20 protein-coding genes are annotated in these 15,493 nt (G+C 37.8%); 11 read left to right on the top strand and 9 right to left on the bottom strand.

The window, feature by feature from the left end; all coding sequences use genetic code 11:
* Window positions 1-338: 338 nt before the first annotated feature.
* The 7 genes from ACY2RU_RS16450 to ACY2RU_RS16480 form a co-directional block, all read right to left on the bottom strand.
* Window positions 339-1,007, bottom strand: a complete 669-nt coding sequence (locus tag ACY2RU_RS16450; protein ID WP_490139573.1) for a DUF2490 domain-containing protein — start codon at window positions 1,005-1,007, stop codon at window positions 339-341.
* A 92-nt stretch (window positions 1,008-1,099) separates the two neighbouring features.
* Complete coding sequence (locus ACY2RU_RS16455; protein WP_490139574.1) at window positions 1,100-1,771, bottom strand: TetR/AcrR family transcriptional regulator; 672 nt, start codon at window positions 1,769-1,771, stop codon at window positions 1,100-1,102.
* Window positions 1,772-1,893: 122 nt separating this feature from the next.
* Window positions 1,894-2,268, bottom strand: a complete 375-nt coding sequence (locus ACY2RU_RS16460; RefSeq protein WP_490139575.1) for a hypothetical protein — start codon at window positions 2,266-2,268, stop codon at window positions 1,894-1,896.
* 164 nt (window positions 2,269-2,432) lie between these two features.
* On the bottom strand, window positions 2,433-2,873 hold the full coding sequence (locus ACY2RU_RS16465; protein ID WP_490139576.1) for a rhodanese-like domain-containing protein: 441 nt from the start codon (window positions 2,871-2,873) through the stop codon (window positions 2,433-2,435).
* Between the two features lie 2 nt (window positions 2,874-2,875).
* Window positions 2,876-3,184, bottom strand: coding sequence for a rhodanese-like domain-containing protein (locus tag ACY2RU_RS16470; protein ID WP_490139577.1), 309 nt, complete (start codon window positions 3,182-3,184; stop codon window positions 2,876-2,878).
* Between the two features lie 84 nt (window positions 3,185-3,268).
* The gene (locus tag ACY2RU_RS16475; protein WP_490139595.1) at window positions 3,269-3,862 is read right to left on the bottom strand and encodes a thioredoxin family protein; all 594 of its coding nucleotides are present in this window, start codon (window positions 3,860-3,862) and stop codon (window positions 3,269-3,271) included.
* A gap of 109 nt (window positions 3,863-3,971) precedes the next feature.
* Window positions 3,972-4,508 (bottom strand): TlpA family protein disulfide reductase, encoded by a 537-nt coding sequence (locus ACY2RU_RS16480; protein ID WP_490139578.1) that lies wholly within the window; start codon window positions 4,506-4,508, stop codon window positions 3,972-3,974.
* A 163-nt stretch (window positions 4,509-4,671) separates the two neighbouring features.
* On the opposite strand from ACY2RU_RS16480, the gene ACY2RU_RS16485 reads away from it, so the two are divergent.
* A complete protein-coding gene (locus ACY2RU_RS16485; protein ID WP_490139579.1) occupies window positions 4,672-5,133 on the top strand; it encodes a MarR family winged helix-turn-helix transcriptional regulator in 462 nt (153 codons plus the stop codon).
* A 30-nt stretch (window positions 5,134-5,163) separates the two neighbouring features.
* Window positions 5,164-5,721, top strand: coding sequence for a YceI family protein (locus tag ACY2RU_RS16490; RefSeq protein WP_490139580.1), 558 nt, complete (start codon window positions 5,164-5,166; stop codon window positions 5,719-5,721).
* A gap of 43 nt (window positions 5,722-5,764) precedes the next feature.
* Here ACY2RU_RS16490 and ACY2RU_RS16495 read toward each other — a convergent pair whose 3' ends face one another.
* Window positions 5,765-6,955: a DUF1501 domain-containing protein gene (locus ACY2RU_RS16495; protein ID WP_490139581.1), complete on the bottom strand. Its 1,191-nt coding sequence runs from the start codon at window positions 6,953-6,955 to the stop codon at window positions 5,765-5,767.
* Window positions 6,956-6,960: 5 nt separating this feature from the next.
* The gene (locus ACY2RU_RS16500) at window positions 6,961-8,313 is read right to left on the bottom strand and encodes a DUF1800 domain-containing protein (protein ID WP_490139582.1); all 1,353 of its coding nucleotides are present in this window, start codon (window positions 8,311-8,313) and stop codon (window positions 6,961-6,963) included.
* A 263-nt stretch (window positions 8,314-8,576) separates the two neighbouring features.
* Between ACY2RU_RS16500 and ACY2RU_RS16505 the strand changes: the two genes are divergently transcribed.
* The 9 genes from ACY2RU_RS16505 to ACY2RU_RS16545 all read left to right on the top strand — a co-directional run bounded on the left by ACY2RU_RS16505 (window position 8,577) and on the right by ACY2RU_RS16545 (window position 15,472).
* Window positions 8,577-9,989, top strand: coding sequence for an anthranilate synthase component I family protein (locus ACY2RU_RS16505; protein WP_490139583.1), 1,413 nt, complete (start codon window positions 8,577-8,579; stop codon window positions 9,987-9,989).
* On the top strand, window positions 9,986-10,552 hold the full coding sequence (locus ACY2RU_RS16510) for an anthranilate synthase component II (RefSeq protein WP_490139584.1): 567 nt from the start codon (window positions 9,986-9,988) through the stop codon (window positions 10,550-10,552). The genes ACY2RU_RS16505 and ACY2RU_RS16510 overlap by 4 nt, the downstream gene beginning before the upstream one ends.
* A 31-nt stretch (window positions 10,553-10,583) precedes the next feature.
* A complete protein-coding gene (gene trpD / locus ACY2RU_RS16515) occupies window positions 10,584-11,576 on the top strand; it encodes an anthranilate phosphoribosyltransferase (protein ID WP_490139585.1) in 993 nt (330 codons plus the stop codon).
* 42 nt (window positions 11,577-11,618) lie between these two features.
* Window positions 11,619-12,398: an indole-3-glycerol phosphate synthase TrpC gene (trpC, locus tag ACY2RU_RS16520; RefSeq protein ID WP_490139586.1), complete on the top strand. Its 780-nt coding sequence runs from the start codon at window positions 11,619-11,621 to the stop codon at window positions 12,396-12,398.
* 41 nt (window positions 12,399-12,439) lie between these two features.
* Entirely contained in the window at window positions 12,440-13,033 is a 594-nt protein-coding gene (locus ACY2RU_RS16525) for a phosphoribosylanthranilate isomerase (protein ID WP_490139587.1), read from the top strand.
* Between the two features lie 49 nt (window positions 13,034-13,082).
* Entirely contained in the window at window positions 13,083-14,261 is a 1,179-nt protein-coding gene (trpB, locus tag ACY2RU_RS16530; RefSeq protein ID WP_490139588.1) for a tryptophan synthase subunit beta, read from the top strand.
* A 107-nt stretch (window positions 14,262-14,368) separates the two neighbouring features.
* Entirely contained in the window at window positions 14,369-15,130 is a 762-nt protein-coding gene (trpA, locus tag ACY2RU_RS16535; protein WP_490139589.1) for a tryptophan synthase subunit alpha, read from the top strand.
* Window positions 15,131-15,212: 82 nt separating this feature from the next.
* Window positions 15,213-15,341, top strand: coding sequence for a hypothetical protein (locus ACY2RU_RS16540; RefSeq protein WP_490139590.1), 129 nt, complete (start codon window positions 15,213-15,215; stop codon window positions 15,339-15,341).
* Window positions 15,341-15,472, top strand: a complete 132-nt coding sequence (locus ACY2RU_RS16545; RefSeq protein WP_490139591.1) for a 30S ribosomal protein THX — start codon at window positions 15,341-15,343, stop codon at window positions 15,470-15,472. The genes ACY2RU_RS16540 and ACY2RU_RS16545 overlap by 1 nt, the downstream gene beginning before the upstream one ends.
* Window positions 15,473-15,493 lie beyond the last annotated feature (21 nt).

Here is a 15,493-nt window from a genome sequence, read left to right on the forward strand (position 1 = left end):
ACATTGGAAAGGCGGGCTCACCGAAGGTAATCCCTCCGGCTCCACGACACTCAGAAAGCCGTGCCTAAAGGCGCGGTTTTATTGTTTTATGAAGATTTAAAGCTTGCTTTAATTTCGGAATAAAATAATGAAACGAGGATGCAATCCGAGGCTTTCTATTTGCAACATTGGAAAGGTGGGATCACCGAAGGTAATCCCGCCTCTTGTTTTTCTTATTCATTTTCTTATTGAACACAGAAATCGAAGATGCACAAAAACCGATTGCTTAAATTAAAAGATAGTAATTATAAGTACGGTTCGTTTCTACATGATATAATAAAAAACATGATCCTATTTCCTTAGAAACTCACAAACGTGATAATATTTACTTGGTCTCTCCCGTCAGTTTCAAAAAATTGATTCATATAACCGGCTTCAATACGAATCGCAGCGCTAAGTCGGTAGCCTAAACCACCATACAACCTATTACGATCAAATATTGCTGTTTCGGTATTTAGGAAGATCTCGTTGTAAGCCGAAAGATACCATTTCGATGGTGATTCCTGTTTCTGTCCTAAAGGAAGCTGAACTCCCAAAAAGTAGCGAAATCGCATCTTAAAATCGTCTTCAACAAACCGTTGCTCGAAGCGATAGCGGTGTTGCAAGGTTAAAAGACCAAGATCTTGTTTGCTAATAAATTGTTGAAAAATACGATGCTCATTTACCGAGATCTTCTCTTCGGTGTCTCCAACATAATTTTCAGAAAGAATATATCCGTAACCCAGCAGCAGATTCCCCTTATTCTCATTAAAAGTATAGCCTATACCTGTTCGTAGGAGCAACTGTTCAAGATCCCCAATAGCATTATAATTTCGATATTGAACTTCGTGATGAAGATTCCATTTGGTGTCTAATTTCTTATTACCAATATAAATAAGCCAGTTTCCTAAGTTACTATCCTGCGCAATACTGGATATTGGTAAAACTGTCATTAGAAGAAGTAACAAAAAGTATTTTTTAAATTTCATGTCAATAAATTTCAATTATTTTAAGAGCTCCTCATAGTACGAGCTGATTAGCAAAACATACATGCTCACAGCTCTGAATATAAAGGAACCTTCTATTCACTGATGGTCTTTAGTACCAGGTCGGTGTAAAATGTGACAACTGTATTTTTTCCTTTCTCTGCGTCGGTTAATGAGGGTAAGTGGGTTGCGTAATAACGCTGATGATGTGCTCCTTCAATCACAGTAGAGATCAGCATATGTGGAAATTTAAATTTTGGATTTACCGCTAAAACCATATCACTAGCGCGCTGTACTACTCGCTTATATATTTTGAAGTAGCCCTTTTTATTTTCGGTATCCACGTCCTTTGTATAGTAAGCTTTAGAAGATTCGGAAATAATAATATTATGAAGCAACACCTCATTAATATTAGAAAATGCCTGATCTTCAGTTACATTTTCTGTTACTATTCTAATAGCTTCTCTTAATCTTTCTTCGGGAGTCGCCATATTGGTTGTTGCAAATACTAATTTGTATTCAACCCAACTCCAATACCAACTAATTAGGTATATAAGAAGTGCATGTTTACTGCTGAAATATCTATATATCGAACTTTCGTTAGACCCTATAACAACGCCCAACTTCTTAAATGTAAACGACTCATAACCCAACTCGTTGATCATTTCAATACTTTTTGAAATAATATTTCGCCCTAGATCAGAAGACTCAGGATCTTTAGTATACAAAGCATCGCTTATAACAATATGTACTGAAAGTTTATCCATTGTTTCACAAATATAAAAGTATTACTGTTAATAAAAAAAGTATTGCTGCTGCATTTTAATTTCTAAATTTTTAGACAAAAAAAACCGCCCAAAGGCGGTCTATTGATTCTCAAAGTTAATTCCTACGCGCTTCGTTGTTCGTTATCGCAAGGTTCAGATACATGATTATAATGAAACAGCATAGAGCGATAAAAATGTATTTGCTGCTCGCCAGATTCTAGGCAACCCTTTAAAGTTTCCTCTAAGCTTGTATACGATATTTTTCGTCCTTTGACTTCAGAAAGTTCATATACATCTCCCCTACCAACATTTTCTGAATGCCATAAGGTCATTGTGCATGAATCATAATTGATGGTTACATCTGCAACACCAAAATAGAATTTTAATAGCGATCTGTGAAAACGGTAATAACTACTTCCTGAAACAGGTACCGTAATGCAACTACGGGCTATTAATTTACGCATCTCTTCCTGTACTATTTGTGCTTCGTTTTTCATGATACTCTTATTACTTACATAAAGATACAGAGGCTATTTCTGAAAATATAAATAGAAAAGAAAGTTTGGCTTGTATTTAACTATATATAAATCAATCTGTTAATTTCATTAATAAAAAAAGCTATCCGAAGATAGCCTTTAACATTTTTATTAAGACAACCATTTTATTCAACAGAAAGTCCAGCACTTTTCCATGAGGTAATTCCTCCTTTAAGGTCATACATTTCAACAAAACCCATTTCTTCCATGGCGTTGCAAGCACGAGCACTTCGAGCGCCACTTTTGCAGTAAATATAAATAGGTTCTGTCTTATCCAGTTTGCTTATTTGAGATTCAAAATCACCATCCGTGATAGAGATGTTTATGGCATTTGCCAAATGACCCGATTCAAACTCTGAAGCTGTTCGTACATCTACCAACTGTACATTTGGGCTTTCAGCAAGAACGCTTTTAAGCTTTTCCGAAGAAATTATTTCACGTTTTGTTTTTTGCTGTACCGTTGTGACCGTTGCTGTGTCATTGACAACTTGCTTTTTAGTGTCATTGCATCCCGATAATGAGATCACTATCATTCCTAAGGCTAAAAATACGGTTTGTATATTCATAATTATTCTGTTACTTCTCCATTCCAAGTTGAAAATCCACCCATAAGATTATAGGTCGTTTTAAAACCTAGGGAGTTTAAAATCGCACATGCTTGAGCACTTCTACCACCAGCTTTACAATACACATAATAGTTTTTTGAAGTATCAAGTTGCTTCGCCTTTTCTATAAACTGAGCCCCATTCATGATATCTAGATGCATTGCATTTGGGATATACCCTTCGGCGATCTCGTATGAGGTACGCACATCCATTATTACTGCATTGTCATCTTCAGCGAGTTTTTCACGCCATTGGTCTTGATTTATATCCATATTTTAAAGATTTTTCGTAAAAATAGTAAAAAACCGATGCTTCCATTACGGAACCCATCGGTTTTCTATAATAAAAAAAATTGTTTATACCTTGATCGAACAGCCTATCGCTTTCGTTTCTTTAACCTCAACCTCTTTACCATTCAATAAAGAATCAATTGCATTTGCTAAAAATTGCTCTTTTACAGCATCTCCATTTCGTACATTGTCATCAATAGCTCCAATGTACTTCACAATATTGAGTCCTTTTTCTTTTTTCAGCAAATAAACATGAGGTGTCTTTGTTGCACCATATGCCGCGTAAACTTTATCATTTGCATCATATAGGTATGGAAAAGTAAAACCTTTATCTGCTGCTTTTTCTTGCATCAGCTCATAAGTATCGTCGGGTTGAACTTTAGGATCATTTGGATTTATAGCAATTACCGGATAGCCTTTCTCTTTGTATTTAGCATCTAGAGCTATGATACGATCTTCGCTCGCAACAGCAAACGGACACGTATTGCAAGTGAATATCACAATAAATCCTTGGGCTTCTTTATAATCACTTAAAGAGACCATTTTGCCATCGACATCTTTTAATTTAAAATCGGTTGCCACATCACCAATACCGTAACCTACAGCTGTTGCACTTCTAGTTTGCTTCACCGCCATATCTTTAGGAGCCGCTTCCTGCATCGGCTCTTTTTCGTTGGTTTCATTTTTACAACTCACTAAAAGAAAGGTAACCGCAAATATCATGGCAAGCGATTGATAGATTTTTGAAATTTTCATAGTACAATAATATTTAAAGGATTGTTTTTAAATAGGTTTCAAGGTCGGAATAACTCATAGAGCCTTCTACAAATTTTTTGTTTGTATTTTTATAAATAACCGTAGCCGGAATAGCGCCACTCCAAGTCGAATCTACTTTAGGGATCCAACTATTGGCATCTGCATCGTCCAGTAATAAAACTTCACTTTTCAGTTTGTGCTCCTCAAGAAAAGGAATGACACGCTTTTCAAGCTGTTCGGGAAAATCTAAACTCACTAAAATAACTTTTACTTTTTCTTTGGAATACGTTTCAGTTACTTTTTCAAAATAAGGCAATTCCTTTACACAAGGCTTGCACCATGTCGCCCAAAAATTGATTACATAGGTGGTGTCATTGTGTTTGTTCAGAAGGGGTTCTAATTCCGAAAAATTATAGATCGGAATAGGACTTTTCTTTACTTCGGAAGCCGCCACAGCAGTTGTGCTCATCTGCTTTTCAGCAATATCCGTTGTTCTTTCTTTACAACTCATCAATGCGACTAAACAAAATAAAATTCCGAAGGTCTTCATGGCTTAAAAATAATAAGCCCAATTCATAACATAAGCTTCTTTAACACATATTTGGCTATCCTCTCAAGCCTGCACCGCTCAACACAATTAAAAAAACGTTAAAAATCAATTCAGATATAAAAATTCGTATACATTTGTACCTACAAATATTGTAGAAACAACAATGGATATAGATTCGGTCATCAAGTCAACACAAAAAATGGATTTAACCACTAAAACGGTGATCAATCTTATGTATACAGCTCGTGTTTTAGAAGAAACATTTTTAGCGATTATCAAGCCGTACGACCTGACCAGTCCGCAGTATAATGTACTTCGAATCTTAAGAGGGCAAAATGGCAAACCTGCCAATTTATCAACTATTCAAGAACGAATGATTGATCGCAATAGCAATACCACGCGACTTGTAGATAAACTAATAAAGAAAGGTTGGGCCGAGCGTAGAGTTTGCCCGCAAAATCGCCGTAAGGTTGAGATCTCCATCACCCAAGACGGTTTAACATTATTAAAAGAACTAGATCCAATAACAGACCAAAACAATAAAAAAACATTGAGCAACTTGTCTGAAGAACAACTTATTAACCTCAATCATTTGCTCGATACTTTACGAACATTTAACACATAAATAAACTTAAAAAAAGAAAACATGAAAAAAATGAAATTAGTAGTTCTGGCCGCTGTTTTAGTAGCCACTTCCGCATTTACAATTAGCAATTCAAAACAGGTTGATATTAAAACATCGTCTATTAAATGGACGGGGACAAAGGTTTTGGGGTCGCATCACGGTACCATCAATCTAAGCAAAGGTTATCTAGAAATGGAAGATGGTGAACTTATTGGAGGGATGTTTGTAGCCGACATGAGCTCGATTACAGTAAACGACCTAAAAGCTGGTGAAGGAAAGGAAAAATTAGAAGGGCATTTAAAAAGTGATGATTTCTTCGGAACAGCAAATCACCCAACTGCCACCCTGACCATTACGAGTACAGAAGCTACAGATGACGGGTATTTGGTAACGGCAGACCTTACAATAAAAGGGATCACTAAATCAATTGAATTTGATATGGAAGTGGATGATACCATGGCCACGGCAAATGTAACTATAGATCGTACAGAATTTGGTGTACGTTATGGTTCAGGTAGTTTTTTCGACAACTTAGGAGATAAAACGATCAGCGATGATTTTGAACTTGAAGTTACGTTAAACTATTAATCAGCCCACTTAGTTAGAAAAAAGCCGCGTAATGCGGCTTTTTTTATATCACATGAATAGGAGCCACACTTTCAGAAAGTATTTTTTCATTAGAAACTTCAAGCCAATTATTCAAAATATTAGCATATATACTTCTAAAATCTACCTCATACGGAATATCGCCGTTTAAATCTAAATTGGTTAAACTGGGAGCATTATTAAACAAACCTGGCTTTTTAAGCTTACTTCCAATGACAAAAACATTATTAGCCGCGCCATGATCTGTACCTAATCCGGCATTTTCCGCCACGCGCCTACCGAATTCAGAAAAAGTAAGAATAATTGTATCCTTAAATGTATCATTCGCTTTAAGATCTTCAACCAAAACACTCACTGCCTGAGCGTATGTTTTTAAGAGCTTGTCTTGCCTACCACTTTGACTAGCGTGAGTATCAAAACCACCCATAGACGCGTAATAAACCTTAGTGTCTATGCCACTGTTAATAAATTCGGCCATAGTTTTTAACTGTTTTCCAAAAGCCGATTTTCCATAATCACGATATGACGTTTTGGTTTTCGATTTCTCATAAATATAGTTAGCCGATTGTTTTCCATCAATAAGCGTTTGATACAAATAGCCCATATTATGTTCACTCAAATGAGGATCGCGATATGACGTTACTATTTTATTAAAAAACGGATCATCAGCAATGGCATGCAGATCCTTGGCGCTTTTTGTAACTACTGCATTATTAGTATCTCCTTTCATAAGTAGTGAAAGTGATTTGCCAATTTCTATGGCATCATAAGGCTTGTTGCCGAAGGTATCTAAATAACGTCCAATCCAACCACTGTGCAAAACCTCCTGCGAAGCACTTCCCGTTTGCCAAATATCTGAAGATCTAAAATGTGATCGATTGGGATTGGGATATCCAACATTATTAATAATACTAAGCTCTCCCGCGTTAAACAACTTCCGTAAGGGCTTTAAATTTTTATTAAGTCCAAGCTCATCATTGAGTTTAAGTACATTCGATTTTTTTATTGCAAGCGTTGGCCGGCTCTTATAATAAATGTCGTTGCGATAAGGAATCACAGTGTTGAGCCCATCGTTTCCTCCGTGCAATTGAATCAACACAAGTCGTTTACGACCCAATGTAGTAAACAAAGTATCGTCCATAGCGCTCACAAAGCTAGGCACCATAAACAGACTACTAGCCAAGGCTGAATTCTTTAAAAAGCTTCTTCTCTTCATAACGCTTATGTTAGTTGAAATTCTGGGATTGACATTAATTGCAAGCAACGTTCTGCTTCCGAAACAGCTTCCAAATTAGCTATCATTTTTCTTGTATTTTCAATTAATTTGGTTGCAAAAAGGGCTTCTATCATCAGTGCATCATCTGCACCTTCATATGCCTCTTGAAATTGCTGCCACCCTACTCTCACTTTTATATGATCTGCAAATGGCTTTCGTTTAGCATCAAATCTTCCTTTCGAAAATGGAATATATCCATCTCCTAATAAAACACTAGGTAATTTTAAGCGTAGTAACATGGTATTTGTATCTATCCAGTTTTTTCCTCCTTGCCAACCTGCTACATTGGGAGGACGCAACAAAACCTGACCCAATAACTCCTGTACGTAAATACCATCGTTGTCTTCTACGATCTTATACGGCACCATCTTATAAATGGAAGCAAACAGGTCAATCGGAGATTTTATCTTTGTACCAATATTTGTAGACTCATAAAACCACGGTGCCTTCAACATAAAACGCATCACATCTTTTATCATATAAGACGGATAAAAAACTGAGACCATTTCAGAGATATGCTCTTCCTGAGGCTTTTCATTGACGAAATAGCGATACATTTTTGTGCAAATAAAACGTGCGCACTGCTCTTGCTGAGCTATGATATCGATCACAGTATCTCCATCCATTGGCCCTTTAAATCCGAAAAAGTTTTTATCGGCTGTATCACGTGCTCCTTCTCGAAATTTAAACCTCCCATCAAGATGATATGCATAACCGGTAAAGGCCCGTGCAGCTTCCTTTATATCTCTTTCGGTATAATGCCCTTCTCCCAACATAAACAGCTCCATTAACTCACGAGCAAAATTTTCGTTGGGCATTTTTTTACTATTCTTAGAAATATCCAAATACCGGATCATTGCAGGCTCTCTAGAAACTGCTTTCGTCAATTCCTTAAAATCTCCCAAAGCATTTTTCCTGAGCACATTATTAAAGGTTTGTATATAGCTAACGGTCTCATCCTCACAACTAAATATGTTAGCCCAAAATAAAGTCATTCGTTCATTCAAAGCTTCGGTTGGATCGCAAATTCGTTGAACCCACTCGCTATTGAAAGTTCTTAATAAATGATTACAAGACTTTACAAATTGCCTAAATTCTGGATACTTTGGCTCGGGATTCTCTTTAAAATATCGGTCATAAATAGTAAGATCAAGTTCTAAAAGTGTTGGATTTTCAGAAGCCATCAAAAGATCATCCACAACAGCATCAAGAGTCAAATGTTGCAGTGCATCAACCTCCTCTGGGCGTATTCCAAAACCCGCTCTTCGATATAAATGATAAATATGTTCACGTTTCATATCGCTATAGGAATAAAAATTGTGCCAAAACTTTGTTTCGTTGTTTTACTTCGGAAATGATTTGTCATTTTCAATTACATGCGTATCTTTGACCCCAGCATATGAAAACATTAAAATTACATACTTGGTGGTGGAAAACCTTACGTCGATCGTCGTGAGCGAAGTCACTTTGGTATATAATCATATAAAAGGCTTGTCTAACACGACAAGCCTTTTTTTTGTTTTAAAAACAAGCAAAATATGTTCGAATTTTTTTCTGAATTATGAAGTACAACTTAAAAACCTATTCTAAAAAATTACTAGCCGATACGCTAACACCAGTATCTGTCTATTTGCGGTTACGTGATAAATTCCCGAATAGCTTACTTCTAGAGAGTAGTGATTATCATGCCAATGACAATAGCTTCAGCTATATCTGCTGCAACCCCATTGCAAGTATTGAAATAGCCAATGAGCTTGTAACTCAAAAGTTCCCAGATGGACAAATTACCACAACAAACCTTGAAACAAATGAGTTAAACCAAAAGCATTCTGTCCCCGAGATTTTAACAAATTTCGCTAGCTCTTTTTCAGCAGAAACTTCAGCATTAAAATTCATCAACAACGGACTCTTTGGCTATATTTCGTACGATGCCGTTCGGTATTTTGAAGATATTACCATTTCAAAAGCGAAGGCCACGTTACAAATTCCAGACATTTATTACGCAGTTTATCAAAATATTATTGCCATCAATCACTTTAATAATGAAGCATATATTTTTGCGCATTGTTTTGAGTCGGAAAATAATATAGCGGACATCGAACAACTATTAAGATCTAAAAATTTCGCTGAATATCCTTTTCTTCGGAAGGGAGAACGCAAAACGAATCTAGACGATCAGGCCTTTAAAGAACTCGTCAAAAAATGTAAAACACACTGTCAGCGAGGTGATGTTTTTCAAATGGTGCCTAGTAAACGTTTTATGCAAGATTTTTCAGGCGATGATTTTAATGTATATCGAGCACTTCGCAGCGTAAACCCTTCACCCTATTTGTTTTATTTCGACTACGGAAATTTTAAGATCTTCGGAAGCTCACCAGAAGCACAACTTGTGATAAAAGGAGATCAGGCAGAGATCCATCCCATTGCAGGAACTTTTAAACGTACTGGAAATGATGAAGAAGACGCCATTCTCGCCAAAAAACTTTCGGCCGATGCCAAAGAAAATAGTGAACACGTGATGTTGGTTGACCTCGCTCGTAATGATCTGAGCAGACACGGAACAAATGTAACTGTAGAAACCTATCGAGAAATACAGTTTTTCTCACATGTTATCCATCTCGTAAGCAAAGTAACCGCGACCAAAAACAAAGAAACCTCTACCCTACAGATCGTTGCTGATACTTTTCCGGCGGGGACTTTGAGTGGGGCCCCAAAACACCGCGCTTTACAACTATTGGAGGAATATGAGAATATCAATCGTGAGTTTTATGGTGGGGCAATTGGGTTTATGGATTTCACCGGAAACTTTAATCATGCCATTATTATTCGCTCCTTTGTAAGCAAAGATCATACGCTGCATTACCAAGCCGGGGCAGGTGTGGTCTCAAATAGTGATGAAGACAACGAATTAGAAGAAGTATATAACAAACTAGGCGCCCTAACAAAAGCGCTCGAATTGGCCGAAGAAATATGAAAATATTAGTTATTGATAATTACGACAGCTTTGTGTACAATTTGGTACACTATATTGAAGCCTTTGACTGTACAGTTCATGTAGTGCGAAACAATCAGTTTGAACTTGAACTCTGTGAAGAGTACGACAAGATTCTCCTTTCGCCAGGCCCAGGTATTCCTGAGGAAGCAGGATTATTAAAAGCTGTTATCAAAAAATACGCGGGTAAAAAGCCAATCTTAGGTGTTTGTCTCGGACAGCAAGCTATAGCCGAAGTCTTTGGAGGCTCGCTCATTAATTTAAAGGAAGTTTTTCATGGAGTGGCAACTACTACACAGATCTTAGTTGATGATGAGCCGCTTTTTAAAGATCTCGAAAAAGAAATCGAGGTGGGTCGTTATCATTCGTGGGTGGTTTCTTCGGAAGGTTTCCCAGAAGCACTTGAAATTACTTCTGTAGATGAAAACGGACAAATAATGTCATTGCGCCATCGCGAATACGACCTTCGTGGAGTACAATTTCATCCCGAAAGTGTACTTACGCCAAACGGGAAAAAGATGATCCAAAATTGGATCAAGAGTTAAATCACGCTGATAACGCAAAGAATATTGCAAAATGAAACTAGTTTTAAACAGATTGATCAATCATGAAACGCTTTCGAAAAAGGAGGCGAATTCTATCGTGGTGAGCATTTCTGAAGGTATATATAATCACAGTCAGATCGCTGCTTTCTTAACAGTCTATATGATGCGCTCGGTAAGCCTTGAAGAACTTGAAGGCTTTAGAGATGCACTACTTGAATTGTGCTTGGCCGTTGATCTTAATGACTTTAACACCATCGATCTCTGCGGAACAGGTGGTGACGGAAAAAACACTTTTAATATCTCAACTCTCGCTTCCTTTGTGACAGCCGGTGCGGGCGTGCAGGTAACAAAACATGGAAATTATGGGGTATCTTCAGTAAGTGGAAGTAGTAATGTTCTAGAGCAGCTTGGCATCAAATTTAGCAACGAAACCGATTTTTTGAAGCGTTGTTTAGACGAAGCTGGAATCTGCATTCTCCACGCTCCTCTATTTCATCCTGCTATGAAACATGTTGCTCCTATTCGGCGCGACTTAGGCGTAAAGACCTTTTTTAATATGCTCGGACCCATGGTTAACCCAGCTTTTCCGAAGAATCAATTGGTGGGTATTTTCAATTTAGAACTAGCGCGATTGTACGGTTATCTCTATCAAAAAAGCGAAAAAAACTATACGATAATTCATGCTATGGATGGTTATGATGAGATCTCGCTTACCGGTGCTGCCAAGATGATCTCAAAACAGAGCGAAAAAGAGTTAAACCCAATCGATTTTGGATGTAAAAAGATCACCGCTCCTGAAATCTTTGGCGGAGATACAATCCCTGAGGCTGCTTCTATCTTTATGAATATTTTACAAGGGAAAGCGACAGAAGCACAAAAAAATGTAGTTTGTGCGAATGCAGCCCTTGCCATACATACTGTTGAGCAGTGCGGTATTCAGGAAGGCTTTGAACGGGCACAGGCATCACTAGCCGATGGTCGGGCGCTACAAAGTTTAAACAAATTAAAGCAATTGAGTCTATAAAATTTCCGAAGAAAAATTCAACTTAAAAATAAACCCTGCATCGTGAACATTCTAGATCAAATAACCGCATATAAACAAAACGAGATCGCCTTACGTAAAGCCGTATTTCCAGTTTCATTATTAAAACAAGCTCCTTGGTTTGAACGTGATTGTTATTCGATGACCCACTCACTGCAAGCTTCCTCAAACGGTATAATCGCCGAACACAAACGGCGCTCTCCCAGCAGATCGATCATTAATGAAAACATAGATTTAACTGAAGTTGTGCTGGGCTATGAAGAAGCCGAGGTAGCCGCAATATCAGTTTTAACAGATAAAAAATTCTTTGGTGGATCATTAGATGACCTTGCGTCGGCAAGACGATTAGTCTCAGTCCCTTTACTTCGGAAAGAGTTTATTATTGATACCTATCAGATCTATGAAGCAAAGGCTTATGGCGCTGATGCGATCTTGTTAATAGCGGCCTGTTTATCACCTTTAGAATTGAAAGAATTTTCAACACTCGCAAAATCATTAGGATTAGATGTGCTTTTGGAAGTTCACAATGAGTTAGAATTAGAAAAATCATTGCATTCCTCGGTAGATATGATTGGTGTAAACAATCGCGATCTAAAAACTTTTTCAGTTTCCCTGGAAACGAGCAAAAAGCTTTCAGAAAAGATTCCATCCGATTTTGTAAAAGTTTCTGAAAGTGGAATTAGCAGTATTGAAGCGATCAAAGAATTAAGATCCTACGGATATCAAGGATTTCTTATAGGTGAACATTTTATGAAAAGCACCCAGCCAGGGGAGATCGCGAAAAACTTTATAGCAGCCTTGTAATGAAATTAAAGCTAAAAATCTGTGGCATAAAATATAATTTGATGGAAGTAGCAGCGCTCCAACCAGATTACTTGGGCTTTATATTTTACCAGGGGAGTCCGCGATATTTTTCTGAAGAAATACCCATTCTGCCAAACAAGATCAAAAAAGTTGGGGTTTTTGTTAACGCTACGATCGAAGATATCATTGAAAAAACACATCACTATGCACTCGATGTGGTACAATTACACGGACAAGAAGACGCGAATTTTTGCCAGCAACTAAAACAAACCGATATTTTCATCTCTTCTAAAATTGAACTTTGGAAAGTCTTTGGTATGGATAACGACACATTTGATTTTTCAAATTTGTCCCCCTTTGAAACCATCGTTGATAAATATTTATTTGACACCAAAGGAGAAAAATACGGTGGAAATGGCTACACTTTTAATTGGGATATTCTCAAAAATTATCCCTATCAAACACCTTTTGTGTTAAGCGGCGGCATTGGAATTGAAGAAACTGTAAAAATCAAAGCGTTGCTTCGCTTTAATCTACCTATTTTTTCTATTGATGTGAATAGTAAGTTTGAGCGACAGCCCGGATTTAAGGAAATAGAAAAGTTAAAAAAGTTTATGCTCCAACTTGAGCAATAATAAAAACACTTAAAATATAATAACTCATTAAATTATTAAATCAACGAGCATGTACCACGCAAACGAACAAGGCTATTACGGTGAATTTGGAGGAGCCTATATACCAGAAATGCTCTATCCCAATGTTGAGGAACTCCGCAAGAACTATATCGAGATCATGCAGCAGCCAGACTTTCAAAAAGAGTTCAGAGACTTGCTTAAAGATTATGTAGGCCGACCAACACCCCTGTATTTTGCAAAACGGCTTTCAGAAAAATACAAAACGAAGATCTACTTAAAACGCGAAGATCTCTGTCATACAGGTGCGCACAAAGTCAACAACACCATTGGTCAGATTCTAATGGCCAAACGCCTCAAAAAGCATCGTATCATAGCAGAAACCGGAGCCGGACAACACGGGGTGGCAACGGCCACGGTCTGCGCGCTTATGGGACTCGAATGTATTGTTTATATGGGAGCGATCGATATTGAGCGTCAGGCGCCTAATGTAGCCCGTATGAAAATGCTTGGTGCAACGGTAATTCCAGCAACAAGCGGAAGCAAAACACTTAAGGATGCAACTAATGAGGCAATTCGTGATTGGATCAATAATCCAACAGACACCCATTACATAATTGGAAGCGTGGTTGGTCCTCACCCATATCCCGACATGGTGGCAAGGTTTCAAAGTGTTATTTCCGAAGAAATCAAAACGCAACTTTTAGAAAAGGAAGGTCGTAAAAATCCAGATTATGTGGTGGCTTGCGTTGGTGGTGGAAGCAATGCAGCAGGTGCCTATTATCATTATCTCAATAATACAGATGTTGGTATCATCGCGGTTGAAGCTGCTGGAAAAGGCATTTATAGCGGTGAAAGTGCAGCAACTTCAGCCTTGGGTCAGGTGGGTATCATCCACGGAAGCAAGACGCTGCTCATGCAAACGCCAGACGGACAAATCACAGAACCGTATTCAATCTCCGCCGGACTCGATTATCCGGGTGTAGGACCCATGCATGCGCATTTGTTTACTAGCGGTCGTGGCGAATTTATTTCAATCACAGATACGCAAGCAATGCAAGCCGGACTTGCGCTCTGCAAACTAGAAGGCATCATTCCCGCCATAGAAACGAGTCATGCCCTAGCCATTTTTGAAAACCGAAAATTTAAACCGGAAGATGTGGTCGTTGTCAATCTAAGCGGTCGCGGGGACAAAGATCTAAATACATATATCGACTATTTTAATTTATAAGAGGGCGTTACCGCGCCAAAGGCGCGGTCAGGCTTTCGTAACTCGCTTCACGCATTTGGCGTGAGAGCTCAAACAAATTACTCAATCCTTAACGCGAAGCTAGGAAAATGAATAGAATTAAGAACAGACTCAAAGACAGTAAAAAAGTACTATCTATATACTTTACCGCTGGCTATCCAGATCTTGACGATACCATGTCTATCTTAGAAGCATTACAACAAAGTGGTGTTGACATGGTTGAAATAGGACTCCCATTTAGCGATCCGCTAGCCGACGGACCCACCATACAAGCGAGTTCAACCAAGGCACTCCAAAATGGCATGACCACTCAAAAACTATTTGACCAACTTGAAAACGTTCGTGAAACCATAACGATTCCCTTGATCATCATGGGCTATTTTAATCCTGTTTTACAATACGGAGTGGAAGCATTCTGTAAACGCTGTGCAACTATCGGGATCGACGGACTCATACTACCGGACCTTCCGCTTGCGGAATATAAAGAGCACTATAAAGCTATTTTCGATAAATACGGATTGACGAATATCTTTTTGATCACCCCGCAAACTTCCGAAACTCGAATTCGAGAAATTGATGCTGCATCAAATGGCTTTATTTATATGGTAAGTAGTGCAAGTGTCACGGGATCACAACTAGGTTTTGGCGAAATGCAACAAAGTTACTTTCAACGTATCGCAGCTATGAAACTTCAGAATCCACAAATTGTAGGCTTTGGAATTTATGATAAAAATACATTTAAACAAGCTACAGAAAATACAAAAGGTGCGATCATAGGTAGTGCCTTTATCAAAACAATAACAACCAATGGAGTAGCCGGTATTAAAGATTTTATAAGAAGCATTCGTTAACATTAACCTGAGTTTAGTAGTTCCTTAATACTTATTATGATTTAAAAACCTTAGTTTAAGACTTAATTTAAAAGGAAATAATATGAAAAGGAAATTTGAAAGAAAGACAGAACAAACGCATCCAACCAACCCTACTGGAAATATCAATCAAATCACAAACAAGGTAGATTTTGACTCTAAAACTATTAAGGAACAACAGAACAAAAAATAATGGGAAAAGGAGATAAGAAAACTAAAAGAGGAAAGATCATATTAGGAACATTTGGTAAGTTGCGTCCAAAGCGGAGAAAGTTTACCCTTCGTTCCAAGCCATTAAAAGGTGGTAGATTAAAAGATCAATAATCCTTCCTAAATAAATATAAA

Source organism: Ulvibacter sp. 2305UL32-6, from assembly GCF_058148545.1.